This window comes from Paenibacillus terrae (assembly GCF_000943545.1).
Classification (GTDB): domain Bacteria; phylum Bacillota; class Bacilli; order Paenibacillales; family Paenibacillaceae; genus Paenibacillus; species Paenibacillus terrae_A.
This window is the reverse complement of sequence record NZ_JTHP01000002.1, coordinates 132,233-150,409: the sequence shown is the minus strand read 5'-3', so window position 1 is coordinate 150,409 and position 18,177 is coordinate 132,233. Positions and strand designations below refer to the sequence as shown.

The 18,177-nt window shown below is 47.7% G+C and carries 16 protein-coding genes; 11 read left to right on the top strand and 5 right to left on the bottom strand.

The genetic code is table 11. The annotated features are described in order from the left end of the window. The first annotated feature begins 143 nt into the window (after positions 1–143). From QD47_RS02015 to QD47_RS01985, 7 genes are all read left to right on the top strand, one after another. Positions 144–1,205, top strand: a complete 1,062-nt coding sequence (locus QD47_RS02015; protein ID WP_044644552.1) for a sulfate ABC transporter substrate-binding protein — start codon at positions 144–146, stop codon at positions 1,203–1,205. A gap of 27 nt (positions 1,206–1,232) precedes the next feature. Then, a complete protein-coding gene (gene cysT, locus QD47_RS02010; protein ID WP_044644551.1) occupies positions 1,233–2,066 on the top strand; it encodes a sulfate ABC transporter permease subunit CysT in 834 nt (277 codons plus the stop codon). Between the two features lie 75 nt (positions 2,067–2,141). Further along, positions 2,142–3,017: a sulfate ABC transporter permease subunit CysW gene (gene cysW / locus QD47_RS02005; RefSeq protein ID WP_044644550.1), complete on the top strand. Its 876-nt coding sequence runs from the start codon at positions 2,142–2,144 to the stop codon at positions 3,015–3,017. A gap of 165 nt (positions 3,018–3,182) precedes the next feature. Further along, a complete protein-coding gene (locus QD47_RS02000) occupies positions 3,183–4,310 on the top strand; it encodes an aminotransferase class V-fold PLP-dependent enzyme (protein ID WP_044644549.1) in 1,128 nt (375 codons plus the stop codon). Positions 4,311–4,375: 65 nt separating this feature from the next. Beyond that, positions 4,376–4,594 (top strand): helix-turn-helix domain-containing protein, encoded by a 219-nt coding sequence (locus QD47_RS01995; RefSeq protein WP_044644548.1) that lies wholly within the window; start codon positions 4,376–4,378, stop codon positions 4,592–4,594. A gap of 12 nt (positions 4,595–4,606) precedes the next feature. Further along, positions 4,607–5,524, top strand: a complete 918-nt coding sequence (locus QD47_RS29955; protein WP_052646707.1) for a macro domain-containing protein — start codon at positions 4,607–4,609, stop codon at positions 5,522–5,524. Further along, complete coding sequence (locus tag QD47_RS01985; protein ID WP_044644547.1) at positions 5,508–6,506, top strand: DarT ssDNA thymidine ADP-ribosyltransferase family protein; 999 nt, start codon at positions 5,508–5,510, stop codon at positions 6,504–6,506. The genes QD47_RS29955 and QD47_RS01985 overlap by 17 nt, the downstream gene beginning before the upstream one ends. Before the next feature lie 81 nt (positions 6,507–6,587). On the opposite strand, the gene phnE (QD47_RS01980) is transcribed toward QD47_RS01985, so the two are convergent. From phnE (QD47_RS01980) to QD47_RS01965, 4 genes are all read right to left on the bottom strand, one after another. Then, a complete protein-coding gene (gene phnE, locus QD47_RS01980) occupies positions 6,588–7,385 on the bottom strand; it encodes a phosphonate ABC transporter, permease protein PhnE (protein WP_044644546.1) in 798 nt (265 codons plus the stop codon). Beyond that, complete coding sequence (gene phnE, locus QD47_RS01975) at positions 7,382–8,236, bottom strand: phosphonate ABC transporter, permease protein PhnE (RefSeq protein ID WP_044644545.1); 855 nt, start codon at positions 8,234–8,236, stop codon at positions 7,382–7,384. Before phnE (QD47_RS01975) ends, phnE (QD47_RS01980) begins: the two co-directional genes overlap by 4 nt. Continuing rightward, complete coding sequence (gene phnC / locus QD47_RS01970; protein WP_044644544.1) at positions 8,233–9,003, bottom strand: phosphonate ABC transporter ATP-binding protein; 771 nt, start codon at positions 9,001–9,003, stop codon at positions 8,233–8,235. Before phnC ends, phnE (QD47_RS01975) begins: the two co-directional genes overlap by 4 nt. 133 nt (positions 9,004–9,136) lie before the next feature. Continuing rightward, a complete protein-coding gene (locus tag QD47_RS01965) occupies positions 9,137–10,105 on the bottom strand; it encodes a phosphate/phosphite/phosphonate ABC transporter substrate-binding protein (protein ID WP_044644543.1) in 969 nt (322 codons plus the stop codon). 239 nt (positions 10,106–10,344) lie between these two features. Here QD47_RS01965 and QD47_RS01960 point away from each other — a divergent pair, with 239 nt between their 5' ends. The 4 genes from QD47_RS01960 (at position 10,345) to QD47_RS01945 (ending at position 16,916) form a co-directional block, all read left to right on the top strand. Next, complete coding sequence (locus QD47_RS01960; RefSeq protein ID WP_044644542.1) at positions 10,345–12,306, top strand: bifunctional 2',3'-cyclic-nucleotide 2'-phosphodiesterase/3'-nucleotidase; 1,962 nt, start codon at positions 10,345–10,347, stop codon at positions 12,304–12,306. Positions 12,307–12,591: 285 nt separating this feature from the next. Continuing rightward, entirely contained in the window at positions 12,592–13,998 is a 1,407-nt protein-coding gene (locus QD47_RS01955; RefSeq protein ID WP_044644541.1) for a hypothetical protein, read from the top strand. 190 nt (positions 13,999–14,188) lie between these two features. After that, entirely contained in the window at positions 14,189–14,998 is an 810-nt protein-coding gene (thiD, locus tag QD47_RS01950; protein ID WP_044644540.1) for a bifunctional hydroxymethylpyrimidine kinase/phosphomethylpyrimidine kinase, read from the top strand. Positions 14,999–15,218: 220 nt separating this feature from the next. Next, entirely contained in the window at positions 15,219–16,916 is a 1,698-nt protein-coding gene (locus tag QD47_RS01945; protein WP_044644539.1) for a M3 family oligoendopeptidase, read from the top strand. A 161-nt stretch (positions 16,917–17,077) separates the two neighbouring features. Here QD47_RS01945 and QD47_RS01940 read toward each other — a convergent pair whose 3' ends face one another. After that, a complete protein-coding gene (locus QD47_RS01940; RefSeq protein WP_044644538.1) occupies positions 17,078–18,049 on the bottom strand; it encodes a ring-cleaving dioxygenase in 972 nt (323 codons plus the stop codon). Positions 18,050–18,177: the final 128 nt, after the last annotated feature.

Genomic DNA, 18,177 nt, shown 5'->3' with positions numbered 1-18,177 from the left:
GCAGGCAGACACTGTCCAAGCGACAGGTTTGACCTATCAGGGCTGCATCAGGGAATTCTCCGCTCTTTTTTTTGAATACGTCTGTCAATAACAGGCGTAAATGAATTTGTTTTTATTAATTACATAGAATTAGGAGGGTTTTGATGAAAGGGAAATGGAAAAGTGGACTTATTCTCGGGCTATCAGTGGTTTTGACGTTGACGTTAAGTGCTTGCGGAGCAAGCAAAGGAGAAACACAGGCGAATGGCAGCTCTGCTGCGGGTTCCAAGGATGTGGAGCTGCTCAATGTTTCTTATGACCCGACCCGTGAGCTGTATGAGGCGTATAACAAGGCGTTTGCCGCCCACTGGGAGAAGGAGAAAGGGCAGAAAGTTACGATTAAGCAATCTCATGGAGGGTCTGGCAAGCAAAGCCGTTCTGTGCAGGATGGGTTGGATGCGGACGTAGTTACCCTGGCTCTGGGCTACGATATTGATGCGTTACAGGAAAAAGGGCTGATTAAAGAAGGATGGCAAAATAAATATGAGCATAACAGTTCTCCATACACTTCAACCATCGTGCTGCTGGTGCGTAAGGGCAATCCGAAAGGAATTAAGGACTGGGACGATCTGATCCGAGGTGATGTGCAGGTTATTACGCCGAACCCCAAGACGTCAGGTGGGGCCCGCTGGAACTACCTTGCTGCATGGGCCTATGCGCTCAAGAAAAATAATAACGATGAAGCTAAAGCCCAGCAGTTTGTACAGGAACTGTATAAGCATGTGCCAGTACTCGACAGCGGTGCGCGTGGAGCGACAACGACCTTTGTGGAGCGCGGGATTGGTGACGTGCTGATCGCTTGGGAGAATGAAGCGCTGCTTTCCGTGAAGGAACTGGGTACGGATAAATTCGATATCGTGTATCCGTCGATCAGCATTTTGGCCGAGCCTCCGGTAGCGGTGGTCGATAAGGTTGTGGATAAAAAAGGTACACGCGAGGTAGCGGATGCGTACCTGAAATATTTGTACAGCGAAGAGGGGCAAACCATTGCTGCCGAGAACTATTATCGTCCAACGCTGGATAGCGTAAAGGTGAAGTTCAAGGATCAATTTCCCAAGCTGGAACTGGTGACCTTGAAGGATGTATTTGGAACGTGGAAGGAGACGCAGCAAAAGCATTTTAGCGACAAGGGCATCTTTGACCAAATTTATGTACCTGGAAGTTAATGGATTTCAGAGAGGGATGGACAGAACATGAGTCAAGTGCAAGTCACCCGAAAACGCGTTCTTCCCGGGTTCGGGTTAACGATGGGATATAGTGTGCTGTACCTCAGTCTGGTGGTGCTGGTGCCTTTATCGGCGCTGCTTCTGAACTCAACCGGACTGACGTGGGAGAAGTTTTGGGATGTGGCGACTGATGTCAGGGTACTGGCTTCTTACAAGGTAAGCTTTTTGTGCGCTGCGGCTGCGGCGCTGATCGATCTATTCCTCGGCTTGCTGATAGCCTGGGTGCTGGTACGTTATGAGTTTCCGGGAAAACGGATTTTTGATGCGGTGATTGATCTGCCCTTTGCTTTGCCCACGGCGGTTGCGGGTGTTGCCTTGACAGCTTTATATGCGCAAAATGGCTGGATCGGTTCGTTGTTCGAACCGCTTGGCTGGAAGATGGCATATTCGCAGACGGGCATTACGCTCGCGCTGATGTTTATCGGCATTCCGTTCGTCGTGCGGACGGTCCAGCCGGTGCTGGAGGAGCTGGACAAGGACGAGGAGGAGGTCGCTGCTACGCTGGGAGCAAGCAGATGGCGCACCTTCCGCAGCGTTATTGTGCCGGAGCTGATACCACCGCTGCTGACGGGCTTTGCGCTCGCTTTTGCCCGCGGCATCGGGGAGTACGGATCAGTCGTCTTCATTTCCGGCAATATGCCGATGAAGACCGAGATCGCGCCGCTGCTCATTATGTCCAAGCTGGAGCAAAATGACTATGCCGGAGCTACGGCGGTAGCCTTGATGCTGTTGGTCATTTCATTCCTGCTGCTGCTGGTAATTAACAGCATTCAGCGCTGGTCGCGGCGGCGTACTGTCTAACGTTATCACGCAGGACAGTATGCGTTTGATTCATACGATAGCGGTATATCCGCTGTTTAAGGAGGAAGAAACATCATGTCACAAGCGATAACCGGACAGGAGCTTACCCATGCACCTGTGCCTTCATCTGCACCGCCCAACAGGGTTACAACCGAAGCCCCTTGGGTGAAGTGGACGCTGATCGGTGCCGCTTTTCTGGCTTTGCTGTGGGTGCTGATACTGCCGCTGATCGTCGTACTTACCGAAGCGCTCAAGCAGGGCTGGAGCGTATATGTTGAAGCGTTACGCGACCCGGATGCCATGTCGGCGCTACGGCTGACGCTGCTGGTGGCGGCGATAACAGTACCGTTGAATACGGTATTTGGCGTAGCCGCCGCCTGGCTGATTACAAAGTTTCAATTTCGCGGCAAGGGCTTGCTGGTCACCCTGATTGATTTGCCCTTTGCCATCTCTCCTGTCGTCGGTGGATTGATGTATGTACTGGTATTCGGCGCACAGGGCTGGCTTGGTCCGTGGCTGGACGAACATGATATCAAAATTATTTTTGCCTTGCCGGGAATTATATTGGCGACGCTGTTCATCACGTTTCCTTTTGTAGCGCGGGAGCTGATTCCGCTAATGGAGGATCAGGGACAGCAGGAGGAAGAGGCAGCGGTCACGCTGGGCGCACGCGGCTGGCGTATTTTCTGGCAGGTGACGCTGCCGAACATCAAGTGGGGCCTGCTGTATGGCATTATTTTGTGTAATGCGAGAGCCATGGGTGAATTCGGGGCAGTTTCCGTCGTCTCAGGACATATCCGTGGAGAAACGAACACACTACCCCTGCATGTGGAAATTTTGTATAACGAATATCAGTTCTCGGCATCCTTTGCGGTGGCTTCGCTGCTGTTGTTACTGGCTCTAGCCACCTTGGTGCTTAAAAGCTGGTTTGGGCGCAAGCGGGTTCATTAATGAAACGCAGGAACGTGCTTGATTCCACAGGGTCTCTCTTCGCGTCTATCGTCGATGTTTGGCGATAAGATGGGAAGGGAGACCCTTGTTCTAAGATGACTTATATGGATAATAAAATGATCATATCAAGGCACGTAGCTGTGCCCAAGAGGAGCGAAGGGAATTATGAAACATCCGTTTCAGTCCTACCGCCAGCTATTTCCAGTGCTGTCCTCACATATTCATCTAGGGAGCTGCTCACAAGGAGCCATATCAAGGCCAGTGTCTGCTGCAATCGAGGAATACCATCGAAGCTTGCTGCAACACGGGCATAACGGAGACTTGTCTATGGCACGGGTGGAGGAGGCCAGAGGACATTTTGCCAAACTGATCGGGGCGGAGCCTGACGAGATTGCGGTGCTGTCCTCAGCCTCCGAGGCGATTGCCGGGGTGGCAACTGCACTTCCTTATGTATCGGGAAAAGAAGGTATTGTGTACGCAGATACTGACTTCCCGACCGTAGGGCACATCTGGCAAGCGCAGGACCAATTCCGTGAGCACATTCGTTGTATCCCCTCCATGCATGGTGAGGTTACTTTGCAGCAGTACGAGGAACACATTACCGAAAACACTGCACTTGTTATGGTGTCACATGTGAACTACACCAACGGATTCCAGCAGGATCTAAAATCTATGGCGGATGTGGCTCACCGAAATCAGGCGTTGCTGTTTGTAGATGCCTATCAGTCTGCGGGAATCATACCTATGGATGTAAAAGCGATGGGCGTGGATATTCTGGTAGCAGGAGCCCGCAAATATATGCTGGGGATTCCGGGAGTCGCTTTTCTTTATGTAAGCAACGATTGGATAGACCGCTTCAAGCCCAAACTTACCGGATGGCTCGGACAGGAAGCCGCTTCCCGGTTTGATATTGCACGCCCGGTCCCAGCGGCAGGAGCCCGACGCTTCGAGACGGGATTGCCTTCATTCATTAGTATCTTTGCCGCCAATGCAGCCTTAAAGCTGCTGCTGGAAATCGGGGTCACGGACATTCAGGCGTATATGAGCGAATTGTTGGAATTTTCTATGGAGTATGGACGCCGCAAAGGGTTAAGCATACGCTTGCCTTCCGGGGAGGGCGCTTTACCTGGTTTTATCGCTGTTGAGGTTGCCGATGCATCGGCGGTTGAGAGCCGTTTGAGAAGCCAAAATATTATCGTTTCGGCACGGAAGGATGTGATTCGCTTGGCTCCGCATTTTTACAATACGGCAGGGGAAATCCGGCGGGTGATGGACGAGGTGGCGACCATTTGATAAATATGAATTGCTAGATTTGACTCTTTTAACGAGTCAATGTACACTAAACTAAGGTGAGAAAAATGGAGATAAGATCGAATTTGCTGACAATTTTAAATGAAAAAGACATAACGATCAGACAATTATCTAAAAATATTGATTATAGGTACGAAACAGTACGAAGCTTGTGCAATAATCAAATTGAGCGTCTTCCTCTAGATTTGCTTGCGAAGATTTGTGTATATCTTGATATTAGAATTGAAGAAATACTAACACTTGAAAAAAAGTGTGAAATTATCTAAGGGGTCACTACTATGATTACTTACGTTAAAACAAATATTTTCGAAAGTCCTGCCCAAGTGCTTGTAAATACAGTTAATACTGTTGGAGTTATGGGTAAAGGAATTGCAAAACAATTTAAAGATATTTATCCTGAAATGTTTAAACAATACCAAACTTTTTGTGAACGTAAATTACTTGATGTTGGAAAGCTTTGGGTCTATAAAACACCGCATAAATGGATTTTAAATTTTCCGACAAAGAAGCATTGGAGGTCTCCTTCAAAAATTGAATATATTGAAATGGGGTTGCAAAAATTTGTGGAGACTTATGCTGAAAAGGGCATATATTCAATTTCATTCCCTTTATTGGGTTGTGGTAATGGTGGATTGGATTGGGAAACAGAAGTTAAACCGTTAATGGAAAGTTATCTTAAACCTCTTCCTATTGATGTTTTTATTCACTTAGCTGATAGAACAAATAGAACAGAACATACGACCATATTAGAGACTCAAAAATGGTTATGGTCTGAGCCTTCACTCTTAAGTTTTAACGAGGTATGGGATGATATTAACAGTCTGATTGAGGACGATCTAAAGTTAATTGTTGGGGATAGTGAATATAGAGTTACTCTTGTAGAGGATACGGATATCAGTTTGAATTTTATTTCTTCTCAGAAAACTTTAAATATAACACAAGATCAGTTTTTTGATCTTTGGAGACAACTGCGAACGGTTGGCTTCTGTTCGATGATTAACCTCCCAGAAAGTTTATACAACATTAGTGCTGTTGTTTTTAATTTGCTTTCACGATTACGGTATGTTGAACCCGTCGAGATGGCTCACAGGCTTGAAAATAAAAGTGATCTAAGATATGGCATTCGATTGTTACCTCATCTTGGCTATAATAAACAATCTTACACGGAGGAAATAGTTGATGCGGCAGAAAAATGATGCTCATTTATTTAAGCAAGCAATTGATTCGTTAAAAAATGAATCTTGGCTTGGAAATCGAAAATGGTGGCCAAATTATTTATTTCATTTCACTGATATTAAAAATGCTGCAAAGATTCTATCTTATGGTAAATTACTTTCACGAGATAAAATAACTCTGATAGGTGATATGCAAAACGAGAATGCTAGTCCTGAAGTCATAAATAACACCGTTTCAAAATGGAAAAAGTATGTTCGATTTTACTTTAGACCCAGAACTCCGACGCAATTCAACAACGAAGGGTTTCGTCCAATAAATGAGCGCCTTCTTGGCGGAGCCCATTGTCCTATGCCTATTTTCTTCATTTTTCATTCTCTTCCACTCATAACGTTAGAAGATTCCCAGTTTTCTTATGGCTCGTTAGCGAGTCATGGTACTGAAACTTACAATACAATTGAAAGATTCAAAGAGATGCCTTTTGAATCTATTTATCACGAAGGTTCATATGATCCTTATTCTCAAAACTACATAAAATATCATCGCCACGCAGAGCTAATAATACCGGATGATTGTGATCTGGAATATCTTTATGGCATTGTGTGTCGTAGTCATGCTGAAAAAGAGACCTTTTTACATCAGCTTGATGCTCTAACCGCGAAAATATGGGAGAAATTAATATCTGTAGATACATCAGGTAAGCTTTTTTATTCCCATTGGACTTACATTGATAGGGCTGTGTTATCTACAGAGAGGATTACTTTTTATTTGAATAAAGGGAACCGTGTAAAAGGAGTGTTTGAGTATCATTTAGATATACTTGAACACCAATCTGGAAAGCATTATTATTCTTCAAAAAAAGGATATTCTCCTAAAGATATGCTGAATTTTGATCTGAAAAATTTGAAGAATCCTAATGATTATGCGGTAACTTTAAGACTTGATGGAGATTTGGCCTATTCAAATGTTTATAAAAATAAAGAAGATGACGATCTTCCTTTTTAATAAGAGGGGTCCCGTTAGCCATTTTTATATGGTTTTTTGGGACCCTTTTTGGTTTATCTGAATGACTGGCACCTATACAGATTATACAATCCGCTTGCGCAGCCAGCCGGAAATTAAATCCGTTAATATGATCAGGACCACAATGCCCAGCAAAATGACACCTACGCGGTTCCAGTTGCGCATTTGGAGCGCAAACAGTAGCGGAGTACCGATACCGCCTGCACCGACCAGACCGAGCGTGGTTGCGGAACGAATGTTAATTTCAAAACGGTAGAGCGAATACGAAAGGAACTGTGGAATCACCTGCGGCAGCACGGCGAAGAAAATCACCTGCAAACGGTTGGCACCACAGGCGATCAAGGCTTCCTGCGGCCCGTGATCGACGGTTTCGATCGTTTCCGAAAAAAGCTTCGCCAGCATGCCGATGGAGTGAATACCGAGGGCAAGCACACCCGCAAATGAGCCGGGTCCAACGGCCTTGATGAACAGGATCGCGACGATCATTTCAGGAAATACCCGAATGACGCTGAGTACAAATTTACCGCTGCCCGACAAGGGGCGTAACCGGGTCATGTTGCTGGATGCCCAGAAGGCAAACGGGAGACAGACAAATGCGGATACAAAGGTTCCGAGAACGGAGATAACCAGCGTATCCAGCAGCCCACGTAGCAAGTCCTCTCCTTCAGGAATGTAAACGAATGACCAGTCAGGATGAAGGAAGCCGTCCAGTATAGCGACAGAAACGTTTTTGGCGGTTCCCTGTAATCCTTCGAACTGCATCCCACGGAAAGCCCAAATATAAATAATGATTAGCAGAATAGCTATCGCCCATAGGCGCAGGCGGGAGCCAACAGGTCTGCGAAGCGTAGGATCATTCATAATAATTTCCTCCGTAGCAGGTTACTGCCGTAATCAATCGCCAGAACGATGACGAGGGTCAGTAGAATAATGATGCTTGCCCGGTCATACCGGAACAGGCCAAGTGAACGGTCGAGCAGCAGGCCGATACCGCCCGCGCCGACCAGCCCCAGAACAGAAGCCGCACGTACATTGACCTCAAAGGTGTACAGCAAGTAGGACACAAAATAGGGCAATGCCTGCGGTACGACTCCGAAGGCAATCACCTGAATGCGGCTCGCGCCAACGGCAGTCATGGCTTCCAGCGGCCCGGGATCAATCGCTTCAATGGCCTCGAACGTCAGCTTCGCTATGATGCCGAAGGAGAAGAAGAGCAGGGCGAGCATCCCTGCGAACGGCCCGATGCCGAACACCGCCACAAAGATGGAGGCAAACAGCAGATCGGGAACGGTCCGCACGAGGTTCAGGATTGTGCGCATCGGCAGCGAGATCAGCTTGCGCGGCATGACATTGTAGGCGCACAGCAACGCGACAGGGATAGCCAGCAACGCACCCAGTGTCGTGCCGACAATGGCAATCTGGATGGTTTCCAGCATTGGCTTCCAGATGGTGGGCAGGTAACTCCAGTCAGGAGGAAACATTTCGCCCAGCAATTTGCCCATCTCCGGCAAGCCAACGATCAACTGGTAAGGTGTGGCATCCGTATGAATGGAGCACGCCACCAGAACCACAATAAAGATCAACCAGGTGGCGTAACGCTTGTAACGACCCGGCAGGGCTGGCCCTGCGGTCGGCTTGGATGGCTGCGGCGGTCCGGCTTGCGGTGACGGCGGCGTCGAAGAGAGCGTCCGCGCAGTGGAGTCGGGCTTCATGATCCCACTCCCAGCAGCTCATCATGCTTAATGGCACGGCCGTAGATTTCCGCAAAGGCGTCATCCGTAGCTTCCTCCGGCGTGCCGTCAAAGACGACCTCCCCGGCGCGCAGCCCAATAATCCGCGTCGCATATTCGCGCGCCAGATCAATGAAATGCAGATTGACGATGGTCGTAATCTGCATTTCACGGTTGATCCGCTGGAGATCGTCCATGACCTGGCGGGTGGTCAGCGGATCAAGCGATGCGACAGGCTCGTCCGCCAGAATAATCTTGGCCTCCTGCGCCAGAGCGCGGGCGATGGATACGCGCTGCTGCTGCCCGCCGGACAGCTCATCAGCCCGGCTATAGGCTTTTTCACGAATGTTCACGCGTTCCAGCGCGGTTAGTGCCAGCTCGATATCCTCCTTCGGAAAAAGGCCCAGAATGGTCCGAAGCGTCGAATGATAGCCGACCCGGCCGGAAAGCACGTTGCGGAGTACGGTTGAACGCTTGACCAGATTGAAGCTCTGAAAAATCATGCCGATATCACGGCGAATGCGGCGCAGCTCGCTGCTTCCGGCAGACGTGACAGACCTGCCGCCCACGACAATGTCGCCGGAGGTAATGTCATGCAGGCGATTAATAGAACGCAGCAGAGTGGACTTGCCCGCACCGGACAAGCCAACAATGACGACCATTTCGCCCTCTTTAATCGTCAGATTAATATTGTTCAACCCTTTGGTGCCGTTCGGGTATGTTTTCGATACATTGCGGAATTCGATCATATGCTCCCAACTTTCTCCCCCGATGGGGTGGAATGAAAACAACACCGCCATGAATACATGGACGGTGCTGCCCTGTCATTCGTAAAGCCTGTTTCGTAGCTACTGCTTCATTACAATTACGCGTTTGCTCCTATTACTTAACTGCTTGGCCGACGGCTTCGGCATATTCACGAACAGAATCGAAGTTTTTATCGTCGCCTTTTTCATAGCCTACATGCGTATAAATTTCTTTAATGATTTGACCGCCCTCCGGGTCCTTGGCGATATCTATAAAGGCTTGGCTGATTTTGTCTCTCCACGCTTGATCCATATCGGAACGTACGCTGACCGTATCATTCGGAATTTTAGCTGTGTAATGAATGACACGTGTTTTTTCAAATACATCCGGAATTTCCTTCTTTACCGTGTTGCGTGCATCCTGGAAAACAGCTACAGCATCAACCTGACCGTTCAGTAGCGCCAGAATAGCGGCATCATGGCCTTTGATCGTTACACCCTGGACATCCGTGTCCGGGTCCACGCCGGCTTTTTTCAGCTCTGCTGCGGGATACACATAGCCTGCGGAGGAGGTTACATTTTGCCAGCCGACTTTTTTACCCTTCAAATCAGCCAGGCTTTGAATCGGAGAATCTTTTTTCACCACGATCATGGATTTATAAAAGTTTACTTTTTCAGTTGTGTCCTTGCCTGTGGCATCATCAATGCCGTAGCGTTGGGCTTGCAGCAGCAAATCGGCTGCTTTACGGTTATCGTGTGCCAGAACATAGGCATTCGGTGGAAGGAAACCTACATCTACCTGTTTGGAAGACATGGCTTCCACAATCGTGTTGTAGTCAGGAGAAACGGTTACTTTCACCGGAATTCCGAGCTTGTCGCCCAGCAGCTTTTCGAGCGGCTTGGCTTTGGCTTCGAGCGTATCTGCATTTTGTGAAGGAACAAACTGTACTTTTAACTCTGTAGGAACATAGGCTGTGCTTTCGCTTTTCGTGCCATCTGTGCCTGGAGTGGACGCGCTGTTGTTATTGCTCGCATTGGAGCCGCATGCTGCGAGACCCGCAGCCAGTGTGAAAGTCATGCACAAGGTCAGTGCTTTTTTAAACAAAATAATTTCCCCCTAAAATAGTAATAACGAAAATAAAATTGAAAAAGTCTGTAAATTCTGTGACAAACAGAATCTTAACAGCTAGTCCGGTCACTAGGGTAAAAACCATTCCTGACTTTGGTAAAAAGTATGTAAAATATATCTTATACTCTCTCATTTCTGTTCATTTAACATTCTCTTAACAGTACCCTGTTAGACTTGTTCAAGCTCTATGACCGAAGCTGAGGGAGAGAACAGGATTGGATATTTCAGATATCAATAAAGAGGTACGACAGCAGACGCTATGTCCTGTGAGGGTGAAATTTCGCATTATGGTTACGACCGATCTTCATGTCAGCTTGTGGAATTACGATTATTATACGGATCGGGAAACGTTCCAGTACGGTCTTGCGCAAACAGCCAGTCTAATCCAGGTGGCTCGGTCCGAGGTACCTAACCATCTGCTGCTGGATAACGGGGATGTTATTCAAGGCAATCCGATGGGGGATTATGCAGTACAACGTCTCCAACAGGACCCTAACGCCGTGCATCCTGCCTACAAAGCGATGAATCTGCTTGGGTACGAAGCGGGCAATATTGGAAATCACGAATTTAACTATGGATTGGAATATTTGCAGACTTGCCTTCAAGGAGCCAAGTTTCCTTTTATCAATGCCAACATCTATATTCAGGCGGATACAGATATAGATACGAAGAAAGATATTTTTACAGATAGCCATACAGTCGTGGAAAAAGAACGAAATTACTTTACACCTTATCTGATACTGGACAAGACGGTGGAGGATGAGGCAGGCTTCAAGCATCTGTTGAAGGTGGGGATTATCGGGTTTGTGCCTCCGCAAATTATGCAATGGGACAAGGCGTGGCTGGAAGGAAAAATCATCGTCAAGGATATGCTGGAGACAGCAAGACGGTTTATTCCGCAAATGAAGGCAGAGGGGGCCGATTTGATTATTGCCATGCCCCACGCGGGCTTCGAAGATATTCCTGAAACGCCATATATGGAAAATGCGGTGCTGCATCTGAGCAATGTAGAAGGGATCGACGCTATTTTGTTTGGTCATGCGCATAAAGTATTCCCCGGCCCTTCGTTCGTTGGTCAAACGGGTGTGGACGCGGAGCGAGGCACTATACATGATATTCCGGCGGTGGAGCCGGGCTTTTGGGGAGATCATCTGGGTGTCATAGATCTGGACCTGACCCTTATGGACGGAGCGTGGCAAGTGGCTGCCTCTTCTGCAGAGGTACGTCCGGTGTATGATCCAGTACGCAAGCAAGCGCTGGTGCAACCGGATACTGCCATTCAGCAGGCGGTTGCGGAAGAGCATGCCGGAACGCTGGACTATATTCGCGCACCTGTTGGCCAGACGACGTTAGCAGTAAACAGCTTTTTTGCCCAGGTAATGGACGATGCTTCCGTTCAACTCGTGAACGACGCACAAATGTGGTATGTGAAGCAGCAGATGCAGGGGAGTGAGTACGAAGGTCTGCCCGTTTTGTCGGCAGCGGCTCCCTTTAAAACAGGCGGCAGATACGGTCCCTCGTATTATACCGATATTCCGGCGGGGACTTTGGCGATCAAGCATATCGCCGATCTGTACAATTTTCCAAACACACTGCATGTCGTTCGGCTGACCGGGGCAGAAATTCGGGAATGGCTCGAATGGTCTGCCGGACAATTCCGACAAATTGATCCTTATGCAGAACAGGAGCAAGAGCTGATTGATTCGGATTTTCCGAGCTTTAATTTTGATATTATCGACGGGATTAGGTATCAGATTGATGTGACGCAGCCCGCCAGATATGATGCAGCTGGAATATTGAAGGAACCGGATGCGCACAGAATCATTCATATGTCCTTGGATGGAGCGCCGATGGATATGCAGCGAAGCTATTTGGTTGTCACGAACAATTATCGTGCGTTTTCCTCTACATTGGTCAATCCGGGTGGGGAACGAATCGTACTCGCTTCACCTGATGAAAATCGGCATGTGCTGACCGAATATGTACGGCATATGAAGACGTTGACGCCCAAAGCAGACGGTCACTGGTCCCTCTCACCATGGCCGGGCCGCCCGCACGTGACATTCCTGACATCACCGCAAGCAACAGATGCCGCGCAAGCCTATTCGGAGTTGCTTTATGAAGGATTGACCGCAGAGGGATACGCCAAGTTTGCCCTGGATTTCGGACGATCCTGAATTTTTTGAACAAATACATGACAACATATCCAACGAGGGAAAAGCGGACTCATTTCCATTCTTTATGAGCCTATGGCATCAAATGTTGAGCAAAGACTGTCCTTTCGGGGCCGGTCTTTTTGCACACGGATTATTTGAAATCGTACGAAATTCGTAATTTTATATGTCCTGAGTCGCGTTTAAGTTATTGACCTCCGTTATAATTAGACATATACTTTGATTAAACAAATTTTGGTTTAAAAGGTAATGAAAAAGTCACCATCATTTGATGGAGGGGGTGTCCCTTTGGAAAAAAACACCACGATTCGTGCAGAAATTGAAAAGTATATTCAGCGTGAAGGTATTTCCATGCAATGTTTCGCAGATGCTTCCAAGGTAAATCCGGGTACACTTAGTGGTATACTTAACCGGAATCCCCCACGGCCGATTTCAGTTAATCAGCTTGATCTGATTACCGGGGCTATGGGATTGGAAGAAGGGGCCTTATTCGAGATGTATGTGGATGAATGTTTTATTCATTCCTTACCGCACTGGAGGAGGTTACGTCCGTTTCTTCTCCGTTGTTCAGAGCTGAACAAGCTGGAATGTATTTGCAGCGTACTTGGCTATTTGATGGATGATTTATCGAACATTCCGGCTATTTTTGAGACCGCAGAAGCGATGTTTGAAGACGACAGATATGAAGCTGCCATGCTTCTGTACAATTGCGTCATCGAGAGTGAGAAATATACCCACTCCGAGCGGTTAGCGATCAGCTATTTCCGTATATTCCAGATTCAGATCAAGGATAACAAACGGAGCTTGAAGGCTGCTGTACAATTCCATTTGTACCGTGGTCGGTTGCCGGAAACTTACGCATTGGAAGGCTTACATATGCTATCTCAAGTGTTTGCGTTAAAAATGCAATGGTCCGAGATGGAAATGTATGCGGACGAGCTGCGAGAATTGGCTCAGGCGCTATACCGCAATCGGAACCGCTTTGGAGATGAGCATCTGGAGCTGCTCAAACCGCTTGTCTACTATTATGCACAGGGTCATCTGCTCAAGGCCAGCTGCTATGAGTTTCAGGGCAGGTATGAGGAATCCAAGAAATGGATTGATGGGTATGCAGATTTGAGCTGGTTTGAAGGATTGGACGAGGAAGGCCGGAAAGTAGTGGACATGCATCGTGTGTATGCTCAAGGCAATCGGCTTTGTATCGAAATTAAAATGGGCAATACCTCTGCAATTTATGAATATATTACGTATTTGCGCGAGCATCCGGACGAGACACTGGAAGGCTTGAATACGCTGCTGGAATCAGCGAACAGATTCGGTTACTTTGTGGATGCCGAGCTGGGGCTATTCAGCCAGCAACTCAAGAGCTTCTGGGAGCTTGCCCCGGATCAATGGGACACTCACTACCGCAAGCATTTTAATGCATTCCGCTTCGCCTCCTTTTGCAAGGTGTATGCCGAATATCATTTTCGGAAGGGCGATTATGCGGAGGGACTGGGGCAAACACTGCATTGCTTACAGCTGTCTGTAGACAATAGCTATACTGAGCATATTATCGGTTGCATGGCTTTGTTTGAGCAGCACCGGAATTTTGCTACCCCGGAACAGCAGCATTTGTATCAGAAGTTTTGTCTGGGCGTGCGTGAAAATGAAAAGAATCATGCTTATGATCACAGCACCGGCGGGTATTTATAATCTTTGTCATTCAAGCCTTCATAGATCCTATTCTTGCGAGGATGTTTCCGGTCAAAAGGGAACGTTCTCGTTTTTTAATGCTACTGTTTTCTGTGACTTTTAGCATAGGAAGAATGCATTGCGCGTTGACAAGTTTCGCATGCGGGATTAGGATAAATGCAGCACAGTAAGTGAAGGAGAGCATGTGAAAATGACGATTCCCAAAACATTAACGATAGCCGGCTCCGACACCAGCGGCGGCGCGGGTATTCAGGCAGACCTGAAAACCTTTCAGGAGCTTGGCGTATATGGAATGAATGTATTGACAACCGTAGTTGCGATGGAACCCCAAACCTGGAACCATCTTGTATATCCTGTTGCGCTGGATGTGGTAGAAGCACAGCTGCGCACGGTATTGGAAGGTATCGGCTTTGACGCGATGAAAACGGGTATGCTCGGTTCTGTTGATATTATCGAACTGGTTGCCAGCCATCTGCGCAAGCATGATCTTAAACGGGTCGTTATTGATCCGGTTATGGTCTGCAAAGGTACAGATGAAGTGCTTCAGCCGGAAAATACAGAAGCGATGCTGGAATTTCTGATCCCGGGCGCTGATCTGGTAACGCCGAATTTGTTCGAGGCTTCGCAGCTGGCGAAGAACGGACCGATTACGACGCTGGAACAGATGCAGGAAGCGGCTGCGATTATCCATGAGCGCGGGGCGAAGCACGTGTTGATCAAGGACCGTGGTAAAATCCGCGCAGGTAAAGCGATGGATCTGCTTTATGACGGAATTACCTTCGACTGGTTCGAGGCGGATGTTGTGAAAACAAGCTTCACCCATGGTGCAGGCTGTACAACTTCGGCAGCGGTAACGGCTGGCTTGGCCCAAGGGCTGACTGTACGTGAAGCGGTGGATCAGGCCAAAAAATTCATTACACAGGCGATTGAAGGCAGCTTCAAGCTGAACGAATTCGTCGGCCCGACTCTGCATGCGGCACATCGTTTGCAAAATCAGTAAAGCATGAATGCACTTATAAAATCAGGATTTTGCAAACTCCTCAAACGGCTGCATTAGGTAGTGCATCTCCGATAGTTAGCGTTTAGGCTAGAGTCTTTAAGCCGCAATACTTGGTATTGCGGTTTTTGATGTATTTTTTTGGAATTATATCTTCCAGTTTGCTCTAATCGTACTGTATAATAGGCATCAGATTTATTAAATTTAGGGAGGACTCGAAGCAATGACATTATTCAGCCAAATGGCTTATATCCGGCCAGAGCAAACTGAAATTGAACAGCGGTTTAAAACGCTTTTGCAACAATTTCGTGAAGCGGACAGCGTAGAGCGTCAAAATGAAGTCATTCATGCCATTAATAAGCTGCGCAGTAACGTGGAAACGCAATTGCAATTAGTAGAGGTTCGGCACTCCATTGATACGGAGGACGCATTTTACAAAGCAGAGCAAGAGTACGCTGATGATTTCATGCCGGTCATTCAGGAGTATGTAACCGATTACTATCGTGCATTGGTAGACTCGCCGTTCAGAGCCGAGCTGGAGAGTCAGTGGGGTAGCCAGCTTTTCAGTATCGCCGAGGTATCACTCAAGTCGTTCCACCCGGATATTATTGAGGATTTGCAGCAGGAAAATAAGCTGACCTCCGAATACTCCCAATTGATTGCTTCGGCGAAGATCCCGTTCGAGGGAGAAGAACGTACATTGTCGCAGCTTCTGCCTTTTGAAATGGCGACAAACCGGGAGACACGCAAACAGGCCTCCGAGGCCAAGTATCAATTTATGAGCGAGCATGAGGATGAACTGGATCGAATTTACGATGAACTGGTTAAGGTACGCACGCGCATAGCGCACAAGCTGGGCTACGATAACTTTGTAGAGCTGGGCTATGCCCGTTTGGGTCGTACCGATTACAATGCCGCTATGGTTGCCAATTTTCGCGAACAAGTGCTGAAACATATCGTTCCGCTGGCAACAAAGCTCAAGGAACGCCAACGCGAGCGGATCGGAGTGGATCAGCTTCGCTATTATGATGAAGGCTTTAACTTTTTGTCAGGCAATCCTACACCCAAAGGCGACCCGGAGTGGATCATTCGTAATGGAGCGCGTATGTATGAGGAGCTTTCACCGGAAACACATGAATTTTTCAGCTTTATGATCGAACGTGGGCTGATGGACCTGACTAGCAAAAAGGGCAAGCAAAGCGGAGGCTATTGCACGTTTTTGAGTGAGTATGGCACGCCGTTTATTTTCTCCAATTTCAATGGTACATCCGGTGATATCGATGTGCTGACGCATGAAGCGGGCCATGCCTTCCAGGTGTATGAAAGTCGGCATTTTGAAATCCCCGAATACCACTGGCCAACCATGGAAGCAGCTGAAATTCATTCCATGAGTATGGAGTTTTTCGCATGGCCCTGGATGAAGCAATTCTTCGAGGACGATACGGATAAATATCACTTTGAACATTTGTCCTCATCGTTGTTGTTTGTCCCTTACGGCGTAGCTGTGGATGAATTTCAGCATGCCGTATACGAACATCCAGACTGGACTCCAGCCGAACGTAAAAGCGCATGGCGCTCCATTGAACGCAAGTATAAACCGCATTTGGACTATGAAGGCAACGAGTATCTGGAGCAGGGCGGGTTCTGGCACAAACAGGGTCATATTTTTCAATCTCCGTTCTACTATATTGACTATACACTCGCGCAACTGTGTGCGTTCCAATTCTGGAAACGCATGAGTATCGACCGGACAGCTGCGTGGGAAGATTACTTGAAGCTGTGCCGTGCCGGGGGCAGTCGTTCTTTTACCGGATTGGTGGAGCTGGCTGGTCTGATCTCTCCGTTCCAGGATGGATGTATCGCTTCTGTGATCGGAGAAATTGAAGCTTGGCTGAACAGCGTGGATGATAAAAAGCTGTAAGCTTAACCCAAAAGGGCATTTCACTTACCAGTAAAAGCTGAAAGGCTTGCAAATGAGATGTCCTTTGGGATGGAAACAGAGCTGTTGCACGGAAAAAGCCGGAACCTCTACATGATGTAGAAGTCCCGGCTTTGTGTGATTTTAGAGCAAATATAGCTCTATTAAAGCTTGGTATTCAGCGGTTTGAGGTTGGCTTCAATGGAAGCGCGACGCGATTCCAAAAATGGCGGTAACGCCAGCGATTCACCCAGAAACTCCAGTTCTTCATCTGTATCAAAGCCGGGTCCATCGGTTGCCAATTCAAACAAAATGCCGTTCGGCTCACGGAAATACAATGAACGGAAGTAAAAGCGATCCACGAACCCTGAGCTGGAAATTTGCAGTTGGTTAATACGATCCACCCACTGTCTAAGTTCTTCCTCAGTCGCAACACGGAAGGCTACATGATGCACACTGCCTCGTCCCGGGCGCTCTTGTGGAAGATCGTTACGTTCTTCCAGATGAATCTCAGTTCCGGTACCGCCTTCGCCGGTTTCATAGATGACCACATCAGGCTGCCCTGCAACGGTGGAAGGATAGGAGCCCTTTTTGCGGAAGCCCATCACCTGCTCCAGAATGAGGATCGTGTTCTCTGCTTTTGGAATGGTCAGATGAACTGGGCCAAGTCCGACGATGCCGTATTCAGCAGGGACAGGGCTTTTCTCCCAAGGCGTACCGCCCCGCACTCCGTTGTCATGCTCATCCGAAACCAGGAAGAAGCGCTGCCCTTCAAAATCCTCAAACGAAAGCGCCAAACGTCCCGCTTGATCCGTAATTTCACCATGTTTTACATCCAATTGCTCGAAACGGTCTTTCCAGTAATCCAGTGCCTTGTCATTCGGTACCCGCAGGGAAAGCGCCGAAATGCTGTTATTCCCCGTACGAGTTTGCCCCGCATGTGGGATTTCAAAGAAAGTGACTTCGGTACCAGCCGTTCCGCGCTCATCTCCATAAAAGAGGTGATAAACGCTCACATCATCCTGATTCACCGTTTTCTTAATGAGTCGAAGACCCATTACCTGAGTATAAAAATCAACATTCTTAGCCGCCGCCGCCGTAATCGCCGAAACGTGATGCAATCCTAACAGTTTCATGTCATTGTCCTCCTTGGTTTTTATATGATTAGGTTTTTCAAAGCAAAATCAACAGTCGTAAACTTTTCTTTATTATTTATTATCTTGATATTAAGATATATTGTTTTGGATTGTTTGTCAACTTGAAT

Coding starts and splice junctions, on each gene's coding strand:
- QD47_RS02015 (WP_044644552.1), top strand. CDS start 144: ATGAAAGGGAAATGGAAAAGTGGACTTATTCTCGGGCTATCAGTGGTT.
- cysT (WP_044644551.1), top strand. CDS start 1,233: ATGAGTCAAGTGCAAGTCACCCGAAAACGCGTTCTTCCCGGGTTCGGG.
- cysW (WP_044644550.1), top strand. CDS start 2,142: ATGTCACAAGCGATAACCGGACAGGAGCTTACCCATGCACCTGTGCCT.
- QD47_RS02000 (WP_044644549.1), top strand. CDS start 3,183: ATGAAACATCCGTTTCAGTCCTACCGCCAGCTATTTCCAGTGCTGTCC.
- QD47_RS01995 (WP_044644548.1), top strand. CDS start 4,376: ATGGAGATAAGATCGAATTTGCTGACAATTTTAAATGAAAAAGACATA.
- QD47_RS29955 (WP_052646707.1), top strand. CDS start 4,607: ATGATTACTTACGTTAAAACAAATATTTTCGAAAGTCCTGCCCAAGTG.
- QD47_RS01985 (WP_044644547.1), top strand. CDS start 5,508: ATGCGGCAGAAAAATGATGCTCATTTATTTAAGCAAGCAATTGATTCG.
- phnE (WP_044644546.1), bottom strand. CDS start 7,385: ATGAATGATCCTACGCTTCGCAGACCTGTTGGCTCCCGCCTGCGCCTA.
- phnE (WP_044644545.1), bottom strand. CDS start 8,236: ATGAAGCCCGACTCCACTGCGCGGACGCTCTCTTCGACGCCGCCGTCA.
- phnC (WP_044644544.1), bottom strand. CDS start 9,003: ATGATCGAATTCCGCAATGTATCGAAAACATACCCGAACGGCACCAAA.
- thiD (WP_044644540.1), top strand. CDS start 14,189: ATGACGATTCCCAAAACATTAACGATAGCCGGCTCCGACACCAGCGGC.
- QD47_RS01945 (WP_044644539.1), top strand. CDS start 15,219: ATGACATTATTCAGCCAAATGGCTTATATCCGGCCAGAGCAAACTGAA.
- QD47_RS01940 (WP_044644538.1), bottom strand. CDS start 18,049: ATGAAACTGTTAGGATTGCATCACGTTTCGGCGATTACGGCGGCGGCG.